This is a genomic window from Labrys miyagiensis (genome assembly GCF_030160835.1).
In the GTDB taxonomy this organism is placed as follows: domain Bacteria; phylum Pseudomonadota; class Alphaproteobacteria; order Rhizobiales; family Labraceae; genus Labrys; species Labrys miyagiensis.
Map to the genome: position 1 here is coordinate 45,409 of NZ_BSPC01000057.1, position 23,988 is coordinate 69,396.

Annotated in this window: 17 protein-coding genes; 8 read left to right on the forward strand and 9 right to left on the reverse strand. The window is 57.0% G+C overall.

The genetic code is table 11. The features are described from left to right. Window positions 1–207 precede the first annotated feature (207 nt). From QQL24_RS25065 to QQL24_RS25080, 4 genes are all read right to left on the reverse strand, one after another. Window positions 208–5,172, reverse strand: coding sequence for a hypothetical protein (locus tag QQL24_RS25065; protein ID WP_284315025.1), 4,965 nt, complete (start codon window positions 5,170–5,172; stop codon window positions 208–210). A 9-nt stretch (window positions 5,173–5,181) separates the two neighbouring features. After that, the gene (locus tag QQL24_RS25070) at window positions 5,182–5,490 is read right to left on the reverse strand and encodes a trypco2 family protein (RefSeq protein WP_284315026.1); all 309 of its coding nucleotides are present in this window, start codon (window positions 5,488–5,490) and stop codon (window positions 5,182–5,184) included. Window positions 5,491–6,200: 710 nt separating this feature from the next. Beyond that, on the reverse strand, window positions 6,201–6,860 hold the full coding sequence (locus tag QQL24_RS25075; RefSeq protein ID WP_284315027.1) for a hypothetical protein: 660 nt from the start codon (window positions 6,858–6,860) through the stop codon (window positions 6,201–6,203). Beyond that, window positions 6,857–7,585 (reverse strand): GIY-YIG domain-containing protein, encoded by a 729-nt coding sequence (locus QQL24_RS25080; RefSeq protein ID WP_284315028.1) that lies wholly within the window; start codon window positions 7,583–7,585, stop codon window positions 6,857–6,859. The genes QQL24_RS25075 and QQL24_RS25080 overlap by 4 nt, the downstream gene beginning before the upstream one ends. Before the next feature lie 315 nt (window positions 7,586–7,900). Here QQL24_RS25080 and QQL24_RS25085 point away from each other — a divergent pair, with 315 nt between their 5' ends. Both QQL24_RS25085 and cysS read left to right on the forward strand, forming a co-directional pair. After that, window positions 7,901–8,083, forward strand: coding sequence for a hypothetical protein (locus QQL24_RS25085; protein ID WP_284315029.1), 183 nt, complete (start codon window positions 7,901–7,903; stop codon window positions 8,081–8,083). Window positions 8,084–8,164: 81 nt separating this feature from the next. Next, window positions 8,165–9,511: a cysteine--tRNA ligase gene (cysS, locus tag QQL24_RS25090; protein ID WP_284315030.1), complete on the forward strand. Its 1,347-nt coding sequence runs from the start codon at window positions 8,165–8,167 to the stop codon at window positions 9,509–9,511. A gap of 116 nt (window positions 9,512–9,627) precedes the next feature. Here the strand turns inward: cysS and QQL24_RS25095 are convergent, their stop codons facing one another. Next, window positions 9,628–11,295, reverse strand: coding sequence for a hypothetical protein (locus QQL24_RS25095; RefSeq protein ID WP_284315031.1), 1,668 nt, complete (start codon window positions 11,293–11,295; stop codon window positions 9,628–9,630). A gap of 811 nt (window positions 11,296–12,106) precedes the next feature. Here QQL24_RS25095 and QQL24_RS25100 point away from each other — a divergent pair. After that, window positions 12,107–12,283 (forward strand): hypothetical protein, encoded by a 177-nt coding sequence (locus QQL24_RS25100; RefSeq protein WP_284315032.1) that lies wholly within the window; start codon window positions 12,107–12,109, stop codon window positions 12,281–12,283. Further along, complete coding sequence (locus QQL24_RS25105) at window positions 12,280–14,733, forward strand: AAA family ATPase (RefSeq protein ID WP_284315033.1); 2,454 nt, start codon at window positions 12,280–12,282, stop codon at window positions 14,731–14,733. Before QQL24_RS25100 ends, QQL24_RS25105 begins: the two co-directional genes overlap by 4 nt. Window positions 14,734–15,026: 293 nt before the next feature. On the opposite strand, the gene QQL24_RS25110 is transcribed toward QQL24_RS25105, so the two are convergent. Next, the gene (locus tag QQL24_RS25110) at window positions 15,027–16,202 is read right to left on the reverse strand and encodes a tyrosine-type recombinase/integrase (protein WP_284315034.1); all 1,176 of its coding nucleotides are present in this window, start codon (window positions 16,200–16,202) and stop codon (window positions 15,027–15,029) included. Window positions 16,203–16,258: 56 nt separating this feature from the next. Continuing rightward, window positions 16,259–16,489, reverse strand: coding sequence for a hypothetical protein (locus QQL24_RS25115; RefSeq protein WP_284315035.1), 231 nt, complete (start codon window positions 16,487–16,489; stop codon window positions 16,259–16,261). 145 nt (window positions 16,490–16,634) lie between these two features. On the opposite strand from QQL24_RS25115, the gene QQL24_RS25120 reads away from it, so the two are divergent. Together QQL24_RS25120 and QQL24_RS25125 are read left to right on the forward strand one after the other, a co-directional pair. Beyond that, window positions 16,635–16,832: a hypothetical protein gene (locus QQL24_RS25120; RefSeq protein ID WP_284315036.1), complete on the forward strand. Its 198-nt coding sequence runs from the start codon at window positions 16,635–16,637 to the stop codon at window positions 16,830–16,832. A 57-nt stretch (window positions 16,833–16,889) separates the two neighbouring features. Further along, on the forward strand, window positions 16,890–18,605 hold the full coding sequence (locus QQL24_RS25125; RefSeq protein ID WP_284315037.1) for a recombinase family protein: 1,716 nt from the start codon (window positions 16,890–16,892) through the stop codon (window positions 18,603–18,605). 317 nt (window positions 18,606–18,922) lie between these two features. On the opposite strand, the gene QQL24_RS25130 is transcribed toward QQL24_RS25125, so the two are convergent. Further along, window positions 18,923–19,165, reverse strand: coding sequence for a helix-turn-helix domain-containing protein (locus QQL24_RS25130; protein ID WP_348536501.1), 243 nt, complete (start codon window positions 19,163–19,165; stop codon window positions 18,923–18,925). A gap of 158 nt (window positions 19,166–19,323) precedes the next feature. On the opposite strand from QQL24_RS25130, the gene QQL24_RS25135 reads away from it, so the two are divergent. Both QQL24_RS25135 and QQL24_RS25140 read left to right on the forward strand, forming a co-directional pair. Next, window positions 19,324–19,986: a hypothetical protein gene (locus tag QQL24_RS25135; protein ID WP_284315038.1), complete on the forward strand. Its 663-nt coding sequence runs from the start codon at window positions 19,324–19,326 to the stop codon at window positions 19,984–19,986. Between the two features lie 427 nt (window positions 19,987–20,413). After that, window positions 20,414–22,129 carry a recombinase family protein gene (locus QQL24_RS25140; protein ID WP_284315039.1) on the forward strand — a complete coding sequence of 572 codons (1,716 nt, stop codon included), beginning with the start codon at window positions 20,414–20,416 and terminating at the stop codon, window positions 22,127–22,129. On the opposite strand, the gene QQL24_RS25145 is transcribed toward QQL24_RS25140, so the two are convergent. Beyond that, complete coding sequence (locus QQL24_RS25145) at window positions 22,025–23,671, reverse strand: recombinase family protein (protein WP_284315040.1); 1,647 nt, start codon at window positions 23,669–23,671, stop codon at window positions 22,025–22,027. The genes QQL24_RS25140 and QQL24_RS25145 overlap by 105 nt on opposite strands. Between the last annotated feature and the right edge of the window lie 317 nt (window positions 23,672–23,988).

A 23,988-nucleotide genomic window follows, 5' to 3' on the forward strand; every position in this document is an offset into this window, starting at 1 on the left:
CAGCTAAAGACCTTCCGGATGACCTGAGGACTAAAATCAACATCGAATTTTACAAAGACGGTGCCGCTGCAGTCTTTAAATCGATGGTAGAGTAAAATGTATCGACGAATACTTTGGCCGCTAGTGAATAAAAATTCAGTCACAAGTTACAGCTATTGTATAGGGGTAGGCAAGGTAGCTGTTTGAATTAATTCATTTCGTTTACTCTCACGGATACCAGTGGCCCACGTCATTTATTGCGCGCCATAGTTCGATTATTGCCGCTTGACCGCCCAACTCGAATGTCGAATGTGCCGCCGCCGCCACCGCCGATAGGGCGCCCGCTCTGGAGATAATACTGACTGTATCTATTAACGCTACCAAGGTCGCGAACCGCACGGTGGAGGGAACACAGTCAACTAGCCTCATCAAAGCGCTTGCCCGGAAGTCTACATCGTCGATGGCTTTGGCAGAAACGAGCGCCTCTACAAAAATCTCGTGTTTCGCTGACGGCGCGAGTTGGAGGGCGAGCGCAGCCAGTGCGCTTGAACGAGCCCAAGCATTGACAATACCTCTAGCGGAAGCAAGCGTCTCATCAAAGTGAACCGGAGAAAGAAGAGGGGCTAGCGCGGTGATAATATTTGAGCGAGAAGACTCGCTGCGAGCAGCTTTGACTGCAATGAGCGCCTCACTGACCGCCTCATTTCTCTGTTCTGTCGCAAGATAGGGCGCCAACGCCGCCAGCGCGTGTGAACGATCGATCTCGTCGCCGATGGCCTTCACATGAGCAAGCGCACAGCCGAGCTGCTCTGGAGACAGATGGGGAGCTAACTGGGCTAGTATACTTGAGCGTGGACGCTTTTTAGCGATGCCTTCAACCGTGGTAAGCGCCTCGCTGAGCAAATCATGCCTCTGCCCCGGGGCAAAATGCGGTGCAAGAGCGGCCAGTGCGATTGATCTATCGCGTTCATCGCCAATGATTCTTGCAGACGCGAGCGCTCGGTCGAGCTGCTTAGGCGCCAAGAAGGGCGCCAGGCCCGCCAGAGCATTCGCGCGTGAGGTCGTTGCTGGAATGGCCTCGGCGGAAGCGAGTGCCTCGGCAAGATGCTCGGACGAGAGATGGGGCGCCAGTGCAGCCAGCGCGTTCGAGCGGCTGTGTGTGTTTGGGATGGCCTTAGCCAACGCAAGTGCTTCGCCGAGTTGCATTAGTGTAAGTTGAGGCGCCAACACGCCCAAAACCTTTGCCCGATAGGTCCCGTCCCGGATGTCATGGGCCAAACCGAGCGACTCGCTAAGCACATCACCTCTCTGTTCAACAGCGATTTGGGGTGCCAGCATTGCCAAGGCGAATGACCGATTGCACTCGTCCTCGATGGCCCTTACAGAGGCGAGCATTTCGCCGAGGTCTTTCGGGATTAAATAGGGCGCTAGTCTCGCCAAGACGCTCGACCGCGCGTCCGGCTCGCCGATGTCTATAACCGAGATGTGGCGCCAACTTAGGAAATCGTGTCTGGTCGCAGGCTCGAGAAACCGTGCCAGAGCGGAAAGTGCGCTCAAGCGGTCGTTCCCATCGCTTATGGTTCTAACCAAAGCAAGGGTGTCGATCAACTGCTCGCGCGTAAGGTAGGGGGCGAGTGATGCCAGAGCGCGCGAGCGAGGGCCCTCGTTTTTGATCTCCCTCGCGGAAGCGAGTGCCTCGCTGAGATGCTCTGGGGCGAGAAACGGTGCAAGCGCAGCTAATGCTTCTGAACGCGGATATGCAGCGCGAATTGCCAGGGTGGAAGTAAATGCCTTAAAGACTTTTTCGGGGGCAAGAAGAGGCGCTAGGGTCGCGAGACTAAATGAGCGAAACTCCTCCTCACGTATAGCGTTGGCGGAAACGAGTGCGTCGCAAAGTACATCATTCCGCTGTTCCAAATTAAGGTAGCGTGCAAGAGCTGCGAGTGCCGTCGTCTTTGATGCCGGATGACCTATCGCTTTGACGGTGACAATTGCCTCATGGACTTGCTCCGGCGCAAGATGGGGCGCTAGAGCGGCTATAGCATATGCGCGAGCGCTCTCCTGACTAATAGCAGTGGCGGAAGCGAGCGCGTCGCAAAGTACATCATGCCGCTGTTCCAGATTAAGGTAGGGTGCAAGAGCTCCGAGTGCCCTCGTCTTTGATGCCGGATCATCTATCGCTTTGGCGGTGGCAATTGCTTTATGGAGTAACTCCGGCGCGAGATGGGGCGCTAGTGCGGCCAAGGTACTTGAGTGTGATTGATCGCTGAAAATCCATGTCTCGACATCCTCGTCAAGACCAAGATCGTTCGCCAGTTTGTCGGCAGCGCCTTTGCGATTGTGTTTGTCAACTAGAGCGGAAAACGAGTCTAGCGCTTCAACGAGCTGTTTGGGCGAAAGAAAAGGCGCGAGAGCGCTTAGCACATGGGAGCGAAAATGCCATGAACCTATGGTCTTCACCGAAGTGAGGGCTTCCGAGATCTGACCCGGCGCCAAATAGGGCGCCAGCTCGACCATGTGGCGCCACGAGCCATCATCGAGATCAATTTTCTTAACGAAACGAAGCCTCTCGCCAACCGCAGGGTGTCTCTGTTCCGAAGGTAGATGACGCGCTAGCTTGGCCAGCGCGAGTGAACTCCAGAAGGGGTTATCAATATTGTTGGCGCGAGCGAGAGCATCGTCTAACAAATCATGCCTTCGATCCACAGCAAGTCCTCGATCGAAATCAAAGAAAACGTCGATGGCAGTACTTAACAGAGACGCTTGCTCTTGGTCGCGCGCCGTCTGGGTCGTCGAGAGCGCCAGTGAAGCCAGTTCCGAACTGAGCAAATCGCTTTCGCGAGAAATGACAGCAAGCCTCGCCAACAGAGATACGCTTTCTTGGGATGGACGTTTGATCTCCGCCAAATAAGCGGCCTGGCGGACTGTCATGACACCATGTTGAACAGCCGCCAATGCGAGTTCTCCCGGCATATTTCCAAGGGTTCTGATTGAGGAGAGTGCGATCGCGCAACGCCATTGGGAGCCCAGTGTCTGAATAGCATCCTTCCGCCGTTGCGCGGACAACGCCGCCCGCACGCCGCTCGCAAACCCCCGCGGCCCGCCCTCAAGCTGCTCCCAAGCGCGCCGCCAGCCGTCGCTGACCAGCAGCATGAAGTCCTCCGCCGACGAACCGGCTTCCTCTAAGTGTTGAGGCAGGAACTGAAGCGCGTAGGAAGAGGCTCGCTCCACCGGCACCCGATCAACATTGAGATCTCCCAAATGGCCTAGGCCCCACGCCGCGAATCTGCGATGCATATCCTCGGCCCGGCCAGCGAAGCGCTCCTCTTGAAGGTAGCGGCCGATTTTGGGATGACTGAGAACATAACCAGAGCCTTTTTTTCCGTTTCCGAACACGAAACGACGCAATGGCTCAAGAAGCCTATCAGCGGCTATAAACCCGCTCGCACCGTGGATATGTCTCATAAGCGCTAACAGGTCCGCTTCTTCTAACGGACCGGCCGCGAACGCCAAGACTACAAGAACTCTGTCGACTTCATTACGGTCAATTCCAGCATCTTCCTGTCGCCATAATTCCTCCTGTCGTTCAAACCATCGCTCAAAGAAACTACCAAAACCCGGCTTCAGTAGATCGAGATCAGCACGCGAGATGCGCGCGCCTTTACTGGTGAGCTGCCACAGATCCTCTGCGAAGTAGCGGACGAGCAGTGGCTCGCCTTCAGTGAGAACGACAAGCCGATCAACAAAGTCTCGTTCGCGTGCAACCAGGTCAATTGGCGCGCCAAGTTTCGCAAGAACATCCGCGATGCCGTTGGCACTGAGTCGATCGAGTTCGAAGGATTCTACTTTTACACCGCGATCCCAGCCGAGGCGCTTCAGCCAACCGCTCGAATTACTGTCTCCCACCTGCCAGCGCGCCGACAGCAAGACTCGCAAATTGGTAGGCATAATAGTCGGAAGTACGGCAGGGTCGAAGCTACCTTGCAACGCCTCGTCAACGCCGTCGATGATAACGATTACACGTATATCGCTATTTCCAATCCGGTCGAGAAGGTCGCGAACTGCGTAGCGAAATCCATCGGCGTAACGGATGGCCTCGTTCGGCAAGGATTCGCCCGTAATTTCCGCAAGCCTACGCGCGAGGCCCTCATAGAATACCTCTGGCCGGTTCGTGCCAACGCGGATGCTGATGGGCATGAAGGCGAGCTGCCAACCGTTTCGGCCGAAAGTACTGTCACATTGGAGTATTCTTATCCATTGAACGAGCAGCGCGCTCTTCCCACGCCCGGCCGGAGCTGTGACTAGCATCCGTGGTGGAGAGTTTGGGTCGAGCAGCCAATTATTGAGACGACTAAATTCAGTGGCGCGCCCCCCGAAAGGAACGAGACCTATCTCCGACGCTAAATACTCGTCTGCAAAGGCCCGGGTTCGCGATTGAAAAATTCGCGCTATACCAAGATCCAGCCGGTTTTGTCTGATAATATACGGTACGAGACGTGGTTCCGTGTCCGACGCGATCCGAAGGCAGTCGCGGAAATCAGCGTCATCAAAACAATTAGAGAGCCGCGTGACTTCAAGCTGACCACCCGAGAAATTGGCAGGCACTTGCTGCACAGCACCGAACAGGTAAAGCTTGTCGTCCGACCCAACCCGGCAAGCGGCAGCGCCAGACATGCCTAGCCAGCCACGCGGATCATTTGGCTTGTCGGCTTCGGGCACGCTCAGGAAATATGGACCGAGCTGGTTTGCGATGCGGAGAACGCCGCGTACGCTGTAATCACCTACGGTTCCCTTCGTCGTGCACCAACGAGCCTGCGGGAACCCCGCCACATCAACCGCAGTAATTGGCTCTAACCATTCGTATGAAGCGAATATCGGTGTCAACACGGGCTTTATTTGTATTTCACCAGTCACTCGAAGTAAGGCCAAGTCCAGCTCGCCGCGCCCTCGCCAGACTAACTGAGCTTTATATGCCGAAGTCACCCAGGCCCCATCCCGCGCCCGGTTCCTGAGAAGGGAAACATTCCATCCGACGTGACTCGACGCCTCGCGAGTCGGATAGTCGACAACATGCCCGGAAGTCAAAATCAGGCCGGGCGCAATCAATCGGCCCGAGCCAAACGAGCCGTTGCTCTGATCCTCGGTGTAAACGGCGGCCACGTCGGCCAGAAATTCATCCGCAGTCAGAGACATTACGGAGCCCTATTTAGGCAAGCCCATGGGCACCGTGCCCGAACGCACTTTAATTGGCTGCCCATTTTTGTCGGCGACCGATAAAGACAGCTTAATCTTATGCTGACTCTGCCGGTCCACCTTTGCCTCAGCGGAAACATCGAGGAAGGCGAGCAATTTCAAACCACCACCAACCTTCGCCTCTGTGCCGAAATTGACTACGAGCTCGATGTCGATCCCATTCGGCGTGAATACTACATCCTGATCCTTCCCATCCAGGATGGCTTGTCGCAGTTCATCCCGAAGCTGTTGGATCGCGTCAGAAAGAGAAATTTGCACAGCTGTTCCTTAGGTCAGAAGGTGGCTTCTATCTCCCAGTTCGCGCTGGGGATCGCACTCGGGAACTTACTAGGTCACAGAACGATGCAAGGACGAACCTATCAGCATGCTTGCCGCCTAAAGCGATGTTAGGGTATTCTTTGGCAGCGTGAAAGGCGGTGTGGAATGATTGTCATCCTCTAGCCGTTCTTCTGCGCCAGCGAGTTGTCAGATTCGGCGGAATGAGAGTGAGTTCTGATTGGCTCGCGGTCGTCACCAGTCACCACTAGATGTTTGGTCTCAGGTTCTGTGAACCGACGAAATTCATTGATTTACGCCCCGTTAGCCTCAATAGCCTTCGGCTCTGTGCGGCTATACTCGTGAAGTGGATAGCCCCACAAATACGCCCCCAAACCCGACTGCATAGGCATTCTCCTCGCGAGCCTGGCTCGCTGACATGGCGGTGTCCTGCGCGAGAGCTGAGGGGCTGGGTATCATCTCGAAAGTCGCGGCGAGTGTGAGCATCAATAGGGCCAGCGCCTTCAATGCTCCGCCTCCTCGGTGGCAGATGGGTGCCCACTCTAAAGGAACACACCTGGCGGGGCGAGTACGTTACAGTAACCCATGCGCTTGAACGTCTATGTCGGCACAGGCGGCTTATACGGCGGCCCGCAATCGAATGACCGCAAAAGCGTCCAAGCTCCGTTGTTCAGAGTGATGGGGTTTTGACCCTACTCTACCGCTGCGTGAACCTCACCCCGCAGAAAAGCGTCCACACATTCGTATTGCCAGTTCGTCCGCGTCGTCGTGTGGTATCTCACGGCATCGCAACCGGGAATCTCCGGCGCATAGATTGAATTATAGAACACGGTCCGCCTGGAGCGGACCCCGCCCGTCAGCTTGCAGAACAGCGGCACATAATCCTTGCCGCCGAAAAACACCACGGGCTCGCTTGTTCTCTCCGGCAGCATATTGAGGTCGCGATACCGGTCCGCCTTGCGCCTGCGCGCGTAAGCGCCCGCTGCCACGCTAAAGGTGATGTCATAGGCGGGCGTCAAAAACGTGGCATTGATAAGGCCCCATCCCGCCGACAGGATGTAGGTATTCTCTATCCCGAACCGCTCCCTGAGACGGCGATATCTCTCGTCTGAATACAGCTCGTAGGCAGGCAGGAGATCGAGCGGATTGCTCCCGCTCCGGTTATATTCAAGCAGCATATCCCGCCACGATGCACCGCTCTCCGCCAGATCGTCGGGCCGGGCATAAGCGAAACGACTGTCTACTGGCGCTGCACCGGGATCGGCGACAAACAACACCTTCTTCCCGTCGCTTGTCCTGAGATACCCTGCATCAGGCCTTTTCGTTCCGGCACACTGAATGACGACAATCACGATGCCTGCTCCATCGCCGTTATGTGCTGCTCAAGGCGTCCGAGAAACTCCGGGTCGTATTCCTCGTCAACGTGATTTGAGTTCCACAGGCCCGACTTCCTGATCCGCTCTCCGCTGCTCCTGATCCGCCCGCCTTCACAGAAATGGCCGAGCCAGCCGGGCGACGGCGCGTCGAGAGGCTCCTTGCCGAAGTTACTGAGGAGCGCAATCGCATTGCGCTCGATATAACCGCGCTGGCTGTCAGCGCCCGGCTCGTCGTCGATTGCGATCCACACGAAGGGCATCGCGCCGATGACACGGCTGACGGCCTGCTCCAGCGCGATTTCTCCCGCGCGTATCTCGCTGTTCGCGGTGTTTCCCATGCCCCAGGTCCGGCAGACATGGCCGTCTCTCGCGATGAGGGAAGTACCCACGATAAGCCGGAAGACCGACCCGCGGTGATTGCCGCCGCCGCTTTTCGACTGGCCGCGGTGCTGTGACAGCCGCGTCCAGAGCCTGGTGCCGGACTCCGCTTTCAGGGCGTGGGTCCCTACCCTGACAATGCGCGGACCGTCTCCGGTATCGCTGCGCGCTTCCCCGTCTTCCATGAAGAAGTAGACGCCCCGGCGCGGCCATGAATGCCTGCCCGTGCTGCCCGCGAGCGTCCGCGCGCCGCCGTTCATCGCCTGCAGGCGGGCGATGGCCACATAGAACCTCTTCAGGTCTTGGATGCGCTGCTGGTCCATGTGCAATCATATCCCGGCAAGGCCGGACCGATCCATGTTCATTCTTCGGCATCAATCCGAATATTCACGGCAGTAACAGCGGCATCATCCAGCACGCCAGCCTCTGACAATTCTCGTCCGCTCCTTTGCCGTCCGGAGCCCGCACGTCCTTTTCTTTCGTCAATCTGAGCACCTTCGTCGCCTGAAGCTGCAAGTGCTGCTGCGCGGCACTCCTCCTCTCCGTTGCGGTCGCAAGCGATGCAGCCGTCTCCTGCGGAGCTCCTCCCCTCCGCAAGAAGGCCATGGCGGTCCTGGCCGGAAACAAAGGAGGAGACGATGAGAATCTTGTCACAATACGAGCTGGCCTGCTGCACGAAAGCCGAGCTGTCACTGCTGCTTCATCAAATCGCGGGCGAGCTGGCGAATTTGTCTGAAGGGTCGGTCCACCTTCGCAACGCGCACGTCAACCTGCAGAATATCCGCAGGGCGCTGGCGCGACCGGAATTCCGGCCGCGATAACCCGCCACCGGGACCTCGCGTCCACCGTAGCCGGTGGACGCAAGCCATAGACATCTCCATCCGCGTGGCTAGCATGACGGCATGAAAATCTACGACTCCCTCACGCGCGAGCTCCGGGAATTTTCGCCGATCACTCCCGGCCAGGTGACCATGTATGTTTGCGGCCAGACCGTCTACGACGCGCCGCACCTTGGTCACGCGCGCAAGGACGTCGGCTTCGACATCGTCGTGCGCTGGCTCGAAGCCTCGGGCTTCAAGGTTACCTATGTCCGCAACATCACCGACATCGATGACAAGATCATCTCCCGCGCGCTTGAGCTCGGCGAGCCGATCCAGGCCTTCACGGAGAGGATGATCGCGCGCACGCGGCGTGACTACGAAGCGCTTAAATTGCGCCCGCCCGATCATGAGCCGCGCGCGACCGAATATGTCCCGCAAATGATCGAACTGGCGGGAAGCCTCGCCCAGGACGGCTATGCCTATGCAGAGGGCGACCTGTTCTATGCGGTCCGCAAGTTCGGCGGCTACGGCAAACTCTCCGGACGCCGGGTCGATGACCTGCGCTCGGGTGAGCGTGTGAACATCGACGGCCGCAAGCGCGACCCGCTGGATTTCGTACTGTGGAAAGCGGCCAAGGAACAAGAGCCGGACGACGCCAAGTGGAATTCGCCCTGGGGCAGCGGGAGGCCTGGCTGGCATCTCGAATGCTCGGCCATGGCCAAGGCCCTGCTCGGCAAGACGATAGACATCCATGGCGGCGGCCCCGATCTGCGCTTTCCGCACCACGAGAATGAGATCGCCCAGAGCGAGGCTGCCAATGGCCAGGCGTTCGCCAACTGGTGGATGCATGTCGGTCAGCTCGATGTCGGCGGCGAGAAAATGGCCAAATCGCTCGGCAATTTCGTCACCTTGAGCGACGCGGTGGAGAAATACTCAGGCGAGGTCGTGCGCTTCTTCTTCGTTCGCAGCCATTACCGCAGCCCGATCAGCTTCAGCGAGACGGAACTCGCCGGAGCCGCGAACGGGCTAGCCCGGCTCGCAACCACCCTTCAGAATCATCCTGGCGACGGCCTGCCGCTCGACTGGGACGAAGCCTATGCCGCGCGTTTCCGGGCGGAAATGGACAATGATTTCAACTCGCCGGGCGCGGTGGCCGTGCTGTTCGAGCTCGTGAGCGAAGTGAACCGCAGCATGTCGCCGGTTTTAGCACGGCAGCTCAGGGAATTGTGCCAGGTCCTGGAGATCGGCACTTACGCTGCCTCTGAAGCTGATGCCGAGACGCAGACTTTAGTAGAGCAGCGCGATATGGCGCGCCGTAACAGAGATTTCTCCGAGGCTGACAGACTTCGCGACCTTCTGGCCGCGCGCGGATTTCAGGTGCGCGATACGCCTGAGGGAACAAAGATACAGCGAATGCAGGGATTGTAATGAAATTGCAGAATTGCCGCCCAAAAAACGACAGCGGCAAGCGTTGCGTGCCCCGCCATCGCAACTTGGCTGCCGAGTTTACTTGAAAGACCGGTCATCCCACGCTGGCGATTGAATTAGGCTGAGTCTGTCGCCCCAGGTCTTTCCAGCCCAATCGCTCCTAGATTCCCACCAATCGCAGAAGCGCCGTTCCCCGCCGCTGTGATGGAAACTGGCGACGGTTCCTGTCGGCCGATCCCGGCCAACTTTCTGTAGTAGGAAGGCGCTATCAAACCGATCGAAAGTCCAAGACAGCTCGCAATTAGATAGGGAAGCCATGCGGGCGCCGCATCGCTGGTTGACGTTGGCAGCTTTAAGTAGACCAAACAAATACGAATTGTCAGCGCCAAAACGGCAGCTGCGGCAAGGGCATCCGCTATCCGTCTATAAGGGAACCGTCCAAATGTTAAGTCCACATCACATGCTACAGCCACGATCAAGGCAGTTGAAAATGCCATAATTGAGGTCGGTTGCAGATGAAATTTGTCAAAGTTCAACGCCGCGTCGACAGTGCCTTGAAGTATGCAGACCGTACCTCGATCGATTATAAGGCCGGTAATACCCGCAAGCGCCGCACAAACCACCCAGGCCAAATAAGGTTGCTTATCTTTCGATGGCCTAAATCGGGCAAATCGGAGCTTCGGAAAGATAGCAATCGCGATTGCCAACATTTGCGCGAGGCCTATTTTTAAAGCGATCAAAACGGGTGGTGGGGCTTCCACGTTTGCGGGAAGCGGTACTATGGACATAAGGAGTAAAATAAACGCAACAAGCATTACGGACGCAAGTAAAAATCCACCCACTGGAAGACCCGGATTAATCAAGCTCGGAAAGACAGGATCAAATATTATAGGCTTTTTGACGGAAAACACCGGGCTACTCTCCAAACCCAATTTTTCTATTTGAGTAGTTATTGCGCTACTGGATTGTTCAACGCATAAAAGCTCTGTAGCAAAAAACTCCGACAGCTTCTCTTGTGTTTTCCCACAGAGAATTCTGTACCAATCTCTAAATTCTTTCAATTCGTGACTGACAGCATCCACCTCCTGATCGGCCTCCAATTGATCTGTCAGCGCATAAAATGCTAATGATTCGATCGAATATATTTTAAACATTGTAGTCAAACTTTTCATTGCGTCTGTATCGCTACCGAATCCTTTTCTATATTTAGGCCTTTGAGATAAGTCGATAATAGCTTTATAAAATTTGACCAGTTTTGTGAAAGACAACTCATCCTTGTCGCGCTGTTTATCCGTAACACGTTTTTTCAATTCATCCGGAATATCAGCATTTTCGTCTATCCAATTCCTAATAGATTCGATGTCCGATTTTTGTATATTGATATCCATATAACTTACAAAATCTGCTAGATATTTAATTCCAGAAGGAATTCTCCCCCATGTTTGAAATAACTCTAAAATCCACGCGTCTAACTTCTTAACCTGAGGTACGTTTGGAAGTAGTGAGGTTAAAATTAATGCTGCGGCCAAAGGCGGAGCGGTATGATTGGCCTTCTCTGCGGCAGTCCCTTCGACTCCCAATGCGGCCAGAACACCTGGCTGAGGTATAATCTTTGACAACAAAAAAAACAGCGCAAGTGTCGCGGTCACGTAACACGCGCCTGTCAGGTAAAACAGGCCTTTCGTTGTAGAGGTACGGTTACTCCTCGGCGTGTTATACCTGTTAAAGGCATACCATGCGACAAACAGCGTGCAGAAGAGCGTAAGCCAGTTGCTATACGGCATTCTTCTCCCTCCTTTGACACAAATTACGCCAGTAAGAGTCACCCTTATTTATTTTAAATTGCTGTGAATTCTAACAAATTGCACAGCAACCGTGACTCAACCGTGATTAAGGCGACGCCGTGCCGAGGTAGGATGGAGACGCTCCACCGTCGCAGGTAGCGATGCCGACTTTTTGAATATTGCTTTTTTCTTGGCCGCGGACTCGCCTTCTGACCCTCTACCGGCCAATGCGCCGTGGTCGCCGGAGCAGTGTACAACAGATCGTACTGGGCAATCACCAATCCAAAATCACGACGTCTCGTCATTATGGAAATCATGTAAGTGGGTAATTCTTGAATTTGGTTCGGACGATTCCGATGACCCGCTTAAAGCCATTGAGCAGATAGTGAAGGATGTTCATGAGAGCGACAGAGGCGCTATATCCTTTCACTATGCCAGGAACACGCTTGGGGGGACGATCAGCCTGCCGACATTTTAATCGACCTTCAGAACGTGCGAGACGTAATGGAAGGCGTCGACAACTTCTTTAGCGGTGTGGACGGCCAGCTAGACGCTAACAGCTCGGCGGTGGATTGGTGAAATAAAGGCTGGTAAAACTCGGTTACCGCGCGGAGGTAAGGTTGTTATTTTCAACAGCCCGGCGGCACAGAATTATATTTTCTGCTTGAAATCGGCCTATTCGCAGTCTTTTTGGTAGCGACGAGTAGTGACATACGTTTAGAACATAAGTAACGCTCGTATCGCAACTGATGCGAGTAAGTTAGTATGGTGGGGCCGTTCGAATACCATCTCGGGCCGTAGTGGAGGACCCATGGCTACATTGCAGCAGAAAGTTGCAGAGAAGTTCCTTGCCAAATTGAAAGAAGGCAAGGACTTGGATGCTGAAAAGATTGAGCAACTTCGGAAGCTGCTCGCGGACAGCAGACAGGCAAAAGCGGATGATTTCATAAAGATTTTTACCGCACCTGCAGGCGGTGACGTTAAGTGATCAAGCTTGAAAAAGCTCACATTGAGGAAGTGCGGGGCATCCGCAAGTTGGATATTGACTTCAAGAAGGAGACATTTGCGATCTCAGGTCCAAATGGCTCCGGCAAAAGCGGCGTCATCGACGCAATCGAGTTCGGCCTAACTGGCCAAATCGGTCGCCTGACCGGGCGTGGCACCAAAGGTCTGTCTGTTGCAGAACATGGCCCGCATGTAGACAAAACCAAGTTTCCTGATGCGGCATTCGTTGAGTTGAAAGTCTTCTTTCCTGCCCTCGGAAAGTCCGCCACCATCACGCGGAAGGTCTCCTCACCTAAAAAGCCAAAGATCGTGCCTGCCGATCCTGACGTGAAGGCCGTTCTGGATGAGATCGCCGACCATCCGGAAATCACCCTTTCACGTCGGGAAATCCTTCGCTTCATTTTAGTCGAACCAACCAAACGTTCAGAAGAGATTCAGACCATCCTCAAGGTAGAGGAGATCGGCGATACGAGGGGGGCGCTGAATACGGCTCAGAACAAACTCCAGTTAGCCCTTCGTACCGCCGCTTCGCAGGTGGATTCAAGCCGAGAAGTACTGCAGCGTCACCTTCAAATCGCCACTTTCCAGGCTACTGACCTTCTCGCGGCAGTCAATCAGCGGCGCGAAGCGCTTGGCCTGCCGACGATAGAAGTGCTCACCGCAGATACCAAACTTGATTCTGGTTTGGCAGAGTCTGGCAAAGCGCCAGAGTTCAACAAGCAATCAGCTCTACGCGACTTGAAGGCGCTTTCCGATGCTAGCGGGACATTTCCCGATCTTGGCAAAACGGAAGCCACTCTTATCCTCTCGGGCATTTCGCGATTGGAAACAGAACCCGCCCTACTCGATGCCTTTCAAAGGCGCTCGCTTATTGAGAAAGGGCTCGATCTGGTCGATGGCCCCGAGTGCCCGCTTTGCGATCAACTGTGGGATGACGAGCAACAACTTCGTGAACATCTCAAAACTAAGCTCGCAAAGTCCGAAGAAGCGGCAAGGCTCCAAGAGGGATTGTTGAGCGCAGGGGCGGAGCTTGGGCGGCATGCCGCACGATTGCTCGGCCTACTCGGGCAGACTCTTAAAATTGCCGAAAGCCAAGGCGGCAGCGACTTCGCAAAGCTCTTGGCCGACTGGGCGAAAGATTTGGGTGATTTAAGAGCACCGTTGATAAATCTGGACGGCCTGCTTGGTCTCAAGGACCGTCTGATCAATGGATGGCTGGAGGTGCCGAAAGAGCTTTCTAAGGGCCTGGCCGCTCTAACCGGCAAGGTCGACGCCATGCCAGATCAAACCGCAACTCTTGATGCCCAGACATTTCTTGCCACTGCACAGCTCCGCCTGGGTGACTATCGCGAAGCCATGCGCAAGAAGAAGACGGCAGAGGCCGCAAGTACTTCTGCGAAGACGGCATACGACGCTTATTGCCGTGCCATGGAGGAGGAGCTGAATTCGCTATATGACGATGTACAGGAAGACTTCAGCACGTTCTACCGGACGATCAACGAGGATGATGAAGTAAAATTCACGGCGAAGCTCACTCCGAGTGAAGGGCGCCTTGACCTCGACGTAAACTTTTACGAGCGCGGCCTATTTCCGCCGGGGGCATTCCATAGCGAGGGGCATCAGGACGGTATGGGCGTCTGCCTGTATCTCGCCCTGATGAAGCGGCTCTTTGGGGATCGCTTCACCATCGCGCTCTTGGACGATGTTGTTATGTCCGTAGACTCCGGACACCGATACCAGTTCTGTAAACTCCTGAAGACACATTTTCCCAACACGCAGTTCGTCATCACAACGCATGATCGCCTTTGGGCTGAGCAGATGAGGTCGGCTGGCCTTGTCTCTGCAAAGACGTCGCTGGCTTTCCACAGCTGGACAGTAGACACCGGTCCTCTGGTGGAATCCAACGTAGAAATCTGGGATGAAATCGAGGCAGCCCTCGCGAAAGGGAAAGTGGAGACGGCCGCAGCAGGACTGCGCCACCATCTTGAATATGCGTCACGCCATCTCGCCGACCATCTCGGCGCACGCCCCGTATTCCGGGCTGACGGGAACTATGAGCTTGGAGAGCTTCTACCCAGCGTTCTGTCTCGAATGAAGGATATTTATGGAAAAGCAGCGGAGTCCGCTCAATCGTGGGGCAATATCGCGGCTAAAGAAGCAGCTGCAGATCGCAAGAAGATGCTCTCCAGCTCTAGCGGAGCGAGTAACGTCGAGCAATGGGCCGTCAACAAGGCGGTCCACTACAATGAGTGGGCCAATTTTGGAAAGAAGGACTTCGAACCCGTTGTGACTGCATTCAAGGAACTTCTGGATTGCTTTCGGTGTACAAGCTGCCAGTCTTGGCTTTATGTCACTCCCCGAGGACCGAACCAAGAGTCGCTGCGATGCTATTGCAGTGCATTCAATATGAATTTGAAAGTTAAGTCTAAGTAGGGCGGACTGTGGCGCTGTGGCTAGTCTGTGGCAGCATATATCTAACTATCTGATTCATAATGTTTTTTGTAAGCCTTCCAAGCTGGCCATGGGGGTTCGATTCCCCTCACCCGCTCCAATAATTAATTCAAAGACTTAGCCACTCACAATTTTCGTAACTCCGCCGAAAATCGCACTTCTCGCCACAAAACCTAGTCCGCCTGAACCCGCAGAAATCCGCCATTCTCTGCGCAATGCTTTTTGCGCCTGTGGCAAGCTTGTGGCGAATCCGATGGATAGTTCGGGGTGCCATTCTAGCCGAGCAAGTCGAAAGCGATTTCTTCAGCGGTCTGCTTATGGCGGTCCTCACGGTCTTTCATGAGATGGCCATAGGTATTGTAGGTGATTTTGATATCCGAGTGGCCCATGAAGGTTTGGATGTATTTTGCGTCCTTGCTCTTCTCGATGAGCTTGCTGGCCTGATAATGGCGCAGGCAGTAAGGCGTATATTTTGGCCTGAGGATCACCTTGTCAGCTGTCTTCTCCGGTATCGAGAGTCCCGCCTCTCTCAGCAAGGGTGCCCACGCGTTAATTGCAAAGTTAGAAAGCGATATGGGCTTCCCTGTATCGGTCGGAAAGACCAGATCATTCTCGCTCTTCGGACAATCGTCTCGCCATTCGAAAATCATGTCAGTGATCTGCCGGGAAATATGGAGAGTTCGCCGCCCGGCTTTCGATTTGACAGGCCCAATCAGTCCGGTTTTGTCGGCGCGCTGCTTCACGTAGATCACACCGTCCGCAACATTTGCCCAGGGCAAGCCCCGATATTCGGACGGCCGCATGCCGGAGAAGGCGGCTAGGTGAATCATCGGTTTGTACCGTGCCCAGCACTTTGCCATGAACGTGTTCATGGACCGCAGTGTCTCCGTCGCAGCCAGAATGTCTCTCACCTCCTGGTCTGAAGGAATTTCTACCTCCGCATCTTCCTCCTCGTACCGACCGCCGGTGCGAATAGTGATGCCCGCGGCGGGGTCGTCCTTAAGAAGGCCCTGCAATTTCATTTCGATCAAAACCGAATGAAGCGAGGAGAGCGTGCGGCGGGCCAGGTCACGGGTTACATTTTCTAAAAGCCAGGTGCGAAACTGAACGATGTCCGATTGCTCTAACTCGTGGACCTGCTTCGTCCAGTCGTAACCTTTCATGACTTTCGCGCGGCGTGTGTACTCTTTGAGCGTTTTAGGCTCGACTGTCTCGCGTCCGTCTCTCCCTATTTTTTCGCAAATGGCTAGCCAGCGATCAACGGCATCCTCGACATCGAGCTTCGTCCCGGATGGCGATTCTTTGATGGCGCCCAAATTTTCAGAGAAGGCCCGTGCTTCCTTCATCGTGCCAAAAGTCGCGTAAGCATAGCCCGACTTCACTGCCTTGCTCGCATAACGGACTTGGTAAGTAGTTCCCTTAGCGCCTGTACGTTTCCTGATGTCAGACAATCAATACTCAAATAAAACCGGTGTTTCTGAAAGAGGGTATAGAATCACACTACAGCTCATTCCTGCAAGTTATTCTCTGCATCTACCTGCAATTTCCTGTAGGCGGCAACGAGCGCCCCCCTTTCAATACGAAGCTGACCGGTAATAGGATCGACGAAGAATGGCAATTTTCGCTTGCCGTGCGCGTCTTTATCAGCGGCGCGCTTCATTTGCCGCTCAGACAAATCAACGCCCAATTGAGCCAGCTCGGTTCGTGCATCGGAAAGATTAATATAAATTGGTCCCATGTATGCTCTCCATAGTTTCACGCAGTTAATATCTAAATCGTAGCAATCACAGGTTAATTTCATTTAACCGCAGCCATACCGCCGTATGGCTGCGTGACCAATTTGAGGCCAATACCTACGGGCGGCGGCCTGGCATTGTGCTACCATGAGCACGAAGCTGACCCATATCTCGGTTGCTGAAGAAGTCGTGACGCTTCGCGTCACGGACGACTTTCCGTGCGATATCCCTGTAACTCCGTCCGAACTGGACGCGGTTGAAGCCTTTCTGATGGGCGCTCTGAATGAGCTTTTGGCAGGTGACGACCATAAAATAAGCCCGCCCAAGGAAGCCGCCCGACTCTGAAGCGCCGCAAAGCCTTGCTCTCTATGCTAGTTAGATAGCCCCACTGGGATTTCCGTTATGTCCACGAACGCCAATGCCGCCGATCTCAATCGGATGCCACAGCGTGCAGCGCTGTATCTTCGCGTCTCCACGGGACGGCAGGCGGAAGCCGATCTATCAATTCCCGACCAGCGGCGGCAGGTTCTTGCCTTCTGCGCTGCTCGCGGCTGGGAAGTCGTAATCGAGTTCGTCGAACCTGGCGCGAGCGGCATGGATGATCGCCGCCCTGAATTTCAGCGGCTGCTCGATATGGCGACGGCAGGCGGCGCGCCGTTCGAGGTAATTGTTGTCCATTCATTCAGTCGCTTTGCCCGCGACCATTTTGCGCTCGAATATCAGGTTCGCAAGCTCCGCAAGGCAGGCGTCCGGCTGGTCAGCATTACCCAGGATCTCGGCGACGATCCGATGAGCGTCATGGTCCGGCAGGTCTTGACGCTGTTTGACGAGTATCAGTCGAAGGAGAACGCGAAACACACCTTGCGGGCCATGCAGGAAAATGCGCGGCAGGGCTTCTGGAACGGCGCGAAGGCACCTTACGGATACGCGGTGGTCGACGCCGAACAGCGCGGCTCGAAGACCAAGAAGCGCCTCGCCATTGATCCGGTCGAGGCCGAAGTCGTGCGCCTCATGTTCAAGCTCTTCCGTCAGGGAGACGGAACATCGGGTCCGATGGGTGTGAAGGCCGTCACGAACTGGCTCAACATCCACGGCTACCGTACGCGCCTCGGCTCACGGTGGGCCATCGGTCCGCTCCACCAGATTTTCACGCGTGCGACCTACAAGGGCGAACACCGTTTCAATCGCAAAACCGCAAAGACACAGGAGGCCAAGCCTGTAGAGGAACAGATCATTGTTCCGGTTGATTCGATTATTGATGCGGCAACCTTCGATGCCGTCCAGGCATTGCTCAAAGCCAAGAATCCGCGAGTCGTTCCGCCACGCGTTGTCACCGGTCCAATCCTTTTGACTGGCATCGCAACCTGCGCCGGTTGCGGTGGCGGCATGACGCTGCGCACCGGAAAGTCTGGTCGCTATCGCTATTATACGTGCGCGACGTGCGCACGGCAGGGCAAGTCGGCCTGCAAGGGCCGCTCGATCCCAATGGAGAAACTTGACCAGCTTGTTACCGATAGGCTGGCCGATAAGCTCCTTACGCCTGAGCGCGTCGGCAAATTGTTAGTCGGCGTGTTAGAGCGTCAATCTTTAAGAGATGAGGACTATGCAGTTTCCCTGACCGCATTGCGTGCGAAGCTCACAGACGCCGAAAGCCGTCTCGGGCGGCTCTACGCCGCAATCGAGAGCGGCATCGTTGATCCAAACGACACAACGCTCAAGGAACGAGTTGCGGTGGTAAAATCCGAGCGCGATATCGCTCAGGTTTCCTTCGACCGTGCAGTCGCAGAGATGAAGCCTGAAACGAGAATCTCGGAGGAAAAGATCGCCGCCTTCATTGAGGTGATGCGCAAAAACGTGCTGAGTGGCGACACACCTTTCCGGCGTGCCTACATCCGTTCCATGATCGACCAAGTGGAGGTGGATGACGCCGAAATCCGCATTCACGGGCGGCAAACCGTTCTGGAGCGCCTTGTAATGGGCGGCGGCGCAGCTCCGGCAGGAGTGCCCAGTTTTGTTCGTAAGTGGCGTGCCCGAGAGGATTCGAACCGTTATCGGATCGCTGTCAATCTGGCCTCTCCGCCCCACTTTGGCGATCCTGGACTGACTTGCCCTGAATAGTATTCGAGCGTGTGACCAGACGGATCAGCGACTGGCATCATGGGACTGGCACTAACCGCGCTAGTGCTCGGTGAGCTAGGCCTCTCGCGCTAGGGTGATCCTTAGTCCCACATTTTTGGGCTTGGGTTGCAGCTCTGTGCTGCAACCCTGCCCGTCGGCGAGACCGGGGTAGCAAGGGACAGGAGAAGTCTTTGGCACCGTGGAATAAATGGAGGGGACCCGCTTGCGGGGAGGAGGCCGTTTATGCCGCGAAAGGCCAAAGAGTTCTCTTGACCCGCGCGGGGGCGGAGCCCCAAGCAACCTGAGCAGCGAAAAATTCAGTCTGCGGAACGAAGCTCTTTGAAGCGAACACCGGCGCCACCGCCGTTGTCCGCAATGAACTCTATACCGACCGCTTCTAAAGCATGGCCAATAACCTCTAACGTGCTGTCATAGAGATTCTCACCTCTCTCCAAACGCGAGATCGTATTAGGAGATACCCTTGCGAGCGCGGCAAGATCCCGCACGCCCAACTGCAAAGCGGCTCGCGCCATTCGGCATTGTGCCGGAGTAATCCCCATAAATCAGTAACCCTGTAACTATTCTCTTGCCTTTTCCGTATCCAAGATAGTAACAGTGTCACCATCTGCGGTGCCGGAACCACACTTCGGCGGCTGAACTGAGTGTTGGCGCACTCAGCCCAGCCTCACCACCACCCAAGCTGTAGGGAGCTCGGATCATGGCTGATTCTGAGACTAGCACGAGTCTGCCCATCGTCTCGCGCAGACGATTGATTTCAACGGGATTGGCTGCGTCGACGGCGCCGTTTCTGCCTTATATTGCCAACGGCAGCAAGGGAACCGACCCCGCCGTCGATGCCTGGCGCGCCTGGGATGCGGCCTCTCGCGCGAGCCTGGCGCTCTGCCGCAAGCAGCAGCGCCTGGAGACGAGGCTGCAGCGAATGGTGGGCCCGCCTCAAATCGTCCATATCCCAGCCGACGGGAGCAAGCCGATACGCATCACCTGCGTGCGCGACGTAGAGCGATTGGACCGCAACGATCCGACCACGGCCACCCTCCGAATCCAGGCGCTTTCGCAGCTCGAGCAACACCGCCTGCGTTGGGAGGATGCCGACCGCCGGATCGGCTATTCCGCCGCGCTCGCCGAAGAAGCCGCGGCCTTTGACTACGAACAACAGCTGGCCGAGGCATTGTGGAGCATGGCACCGTCCTCGTTATCTGGTGTCACCGCCAAGCTCGACGCCGTGCTGCGGTCGGGCGAACCCTCGGAGGACTCCGACGAGTTCCCCTGGCCGCAACTGAGGCTGATACTCGCCGACCTCCGCCGCCTCACGCAGGACGATCATGAACGATTCTCCGAAGGGGCAATCGAACGGGCCTAGCTTGATGCGATCGCAGGGTCGCAAACCACATGCTCACGAAGTTTTGACTGCCCCGCCCTTTCCCGCCGTTTATCGCCGCGTTTATCCTACTTGCGCCTTACCCCGCTTCGATACGAGACAAGCCTTTGTTTCAGCTCGACTTTTGTCTTGCCGTCGGCCCCTGCCCTGGCATTCTTGGCCGATGCGAAGCCCTTCGGCGAGAGGAAGCGGGACGATCGTGGGCAGGCGACAGAGGATATCGGCTTCAAGGCCTGGGGCGGGAACCGCTACGAGCGATCGAGACTCGCCCTCCTCGTCCCCTGCCCTGCCGGATCCCCGCCTCGTCGCCCTCATCCGCCTGCTGGCGCGACAAGCCGCCCAGGCTTTCGTGCTGGCCGAAGCCCGATCGCGGGAGCAGGATGACCTTCCCGACTGAGGAACTCCGCCGATGAAGGTTGCGCTCTACGCCCGCTATTCCTCCGACAACCAGCGGGACGCCTCGATCGAGGACCAATTGCGCCTGTGCCGGCGCCACGCCGAGCAGCAGGGCTGGAGCGTCGTCGACAGCTATACGGACCGGGCCATTTCGGGAGCCTCCCTGCTCCGGCCTGGCATCCAGGAACTGATCGCCGATGCGATGCGCGGCAAGTTCACCGTGGTCCTGGCTGAAGCCATGGACCGCCTCAGCCGCGACCAGGAGGATATCGCCGGCCTTTTCAAGCGCATGGCTTTTGCTGGCGTGCGTATCGTCACCCTGTCGGAAGGCGACGTCACCCATCTGCATGTCGGCTTGAAGGGCACAATGAACGCCCTCTTCCTCAAGGATCTCGCCGACAAAACCCGGCGTGGCCTGCGGGGCCGTATCGAGCATGGCAAATCGGGAGGCGGCCTGTGCTTCGGCTACGACGTCGTCGGCCAGGTCACGGCCGGCGGGCAACCGATCCGGGGCGAGCGAACCATCAATGCCGCGGAGGCGGCGATCGTCCGCCGCATCTTCGCCGATTACCTCGCCGGCAAGTCCTCGCGCACCATCGCCTTCGAGCTGAACCGAGAGGGCGTGCGCGGACCGCAGGGCGCCGAATGGGGGCCTTCGACCATTCACGGCAACCCCAGGCGTGGCGTCGGCATCCTCAACAATGAGCTCTATATCGGCCGCCTTGTCTGGAACCGGCTGCGCTACATCAAAGACCCGGACACCGGCAAGCGCGTCTCTCGCCCCAACCCGGAATCCGAATGGGTGATCCAGGACGTCGCTGCGCTGCGCATCATCGAGCAGGAGACCTGGGATGCCGTGAAGCTCCGCCAGCAAGCGCTCGCCTATGAACCGTCCGCACCCGGCGATAACAAGCTCAACACGCACAGGCGCCCCCGGCATCTGTTCGCGGGCCTGGTGAAGTGCGGCTGCTGCGGTGGCGGCTACGGGATGATCTCGAAGGACCTGCTCGGCTGCAGCACGGCCCGTAACAAGGGAACCTGCGACAATCGCCTCAACATCCGGCGCGACACCCTCGAAGCCTCGGTTATGAACGGCCTGCGCACCCAGCTGATGGAGCCGGCCCTGTTCGAGGAGTTCTGCGAGGCGTTCACGCGCGAGGTCAATCGGCTACGCATCCAGCGAGGTGTCGAGACCGAGGCCAAGCGGCGTGAGCTTGAGCGCACCGTCCGGGAACTGGACAAGGCCGTTCAGGCAATCCTCGACGGCGTGCCCGGCGCAACGCTCAAGGGCAAGATCGGCGCACTGGAGGTCCGCAAGTCGGAACTGACCGGCATGCTCACGAATGTCGAGAAGCCGCCGCCCCTGCTCCACCCGAATATGGCGCAGCTCTACCGGCAGCGCATTGCGGACCTGCACGCCAACCTCCAAGACCCTTCGGCGATCAGCGAGGCGGCGGCGATCCTGCGTGGCCTGGTGGAGAGCATCACTCTGGTCCCGGACGCCGGCACGCTTGCCATTGTGTTGCGCGGGGATTTGGCCGCCATGCTTCGCTTTGCCGCCAACAAGAAAAACCCCGACGTCCTTTCGGAGATCGGGGTTTTGGGTCGCTTGCTGTCGCAAGCATCAGTGGTTGCGGGGGCCCGCAACCCCTTTTGTCATAACTTCTCCACCCCTTTGATTTCGTTCAGGATCGACGAATTCGAGGATGCCGAACAGCTCGCCGCGTAGCTCGGCATGCACCTCGCCGCGTTTGTCGCCGGGGGTAAGCACGATCTCCCCGATCAGCGAGCGCAATGCTTCGGCGGCCCGTCGGCCGTCCTCATGGTCGGCAAACGTCTGGGTGAACTGCTCCACCCGCTTGCGGTAGAGGGTGGCGATGTTGGGATGCAGGTCGGGGACATCGGCGAGGGCCTGCGCCAAGCGTTCCGTGATCTCTGCCTTTTGACGCTCAAGGTCTTCCATCCTGGCCTTCATGGTCGGCTGATACAGGCCATCCTCGATCGCCGTCATCATGCCGGCGATGGCCCGCTCGATCTTGTCGAGCACCTTGCGGTCCCGTTCGCTCTGGGCGCGGCGCTCCTGGTTGAGCCGGTTGGTTTCCTGGGCAAAGGCCCGCACCGCCTCGGCCACGGCATCGGCCGAGACTAGCCTTTCCTTCAAGCCCGACAGGACGCGCTGCTCGATCTTGTCGCGAGTGATAGTGCGGCCATTGTCGCAGGTGCCCCGGCGTTGATGGTTGAGGCAGGCATAGCGATCGCGCTGGGACAAGCCATAGCGGCCGCCGCAGCAGCCACAAGTGAGCAAGCCTGAAAGCAGGGAGACCGGCCGCTTCATGGTGTGCAGCTTCCTGGCTCTCGCCTTGCGCGTGCCGATGGCTGCCGCCTCGAACCGGCTGGCGACGGCCTTCTGCCTGTCCTTCACGGCCTGCCATAGGTCGTCCTCGACGATCCTCAGATGCGGCACTTCGGTGCGGATCCATTTGCTCGGCGGATTGGCTCGTGAGACGCGCTTGCCATTGGCAGGATCCTTGACGAAGCGCTGGCGGTTCCACACCAGCACGCCAGTATAGAGCTCATTGTTGATGATGCCGTTGCCCCGGATCACATGTCCCCGCACGCTGGTATCGCCCCAGTGCCGGCCGAGCGGACCGGCGATGCCGTCCGTGTTGAGATCAACGGCTATGGCCTTCGGGCTCTTACCTGTGGCGAATTCACGGAAGATGCGGCGTATGACGGTCGCTTCTTCCGGCACGATCTCGCGATCCCCGCGGACCGGCTCACCTTCGCCATCGAGCTTCTTCATCACCCGGTAGCCGTAGCACAAGCCTCCCCCGGCCTTGCCCTTCTCTACCCGGCCCCGCAAGCCACGATGGGTTTTCAGGGCAAGGTCTTTCAGGAAGAGGGCATTCATGGTGCCCTTGAGACCGACATGCAGTTCGCTGATCTCGCCTTCGGCCAGAGTGACGATGGAGACGCCTGTGAATTTGAGATGCTTGAAGAGCGTGGCGACATCGGCCTGGTCACGGCTGATACGGTCGAGCGCCTCGGCCAGCACGATCTCGAACAAGCCGCGCTGGGCATCGCGCACCAATTGCTGGAAACCCGACCGCAACACGGTGCTGGCGCCGGAGATCGCCGCATCCTGATAGCTTCCCACCACGCTCCAGCCTTCGTGCGTCGCATATTCACGGCATAGCCGGAACTGATCTTCGATGGAGGCATCCCGCTGGCTATCGGAGGAATAACGGGCATAGAGCGCGACACGGGTCATGGCGGATCATCCTCTCTCTTCTCTGCAGGGGGGTTCGCCCTCCTCCCCCTGCCCTCTTCCTTTCGGCGGCCTGACCGGTTGTCGTTGGCTGGCCGCTGCCTCTCAAACGCTTCCCGCGCCAACTGCCGGCCTATCAGCCGAGCGATATCGAGTACGGTCCGATCCAGCTTTGCCCGGGCCGTATCCTCGGTGGCACGGTCAGGGTCGGCAAGGTCGGTGTTGTCGTTGGCGGGGCCCGACGCCATAGGCTCCGTCCTGGTCTCTTCTGCCATCGGGTCGCTCCAAAGGTTGGATCGACCTGCCATCAGATGCCTTCG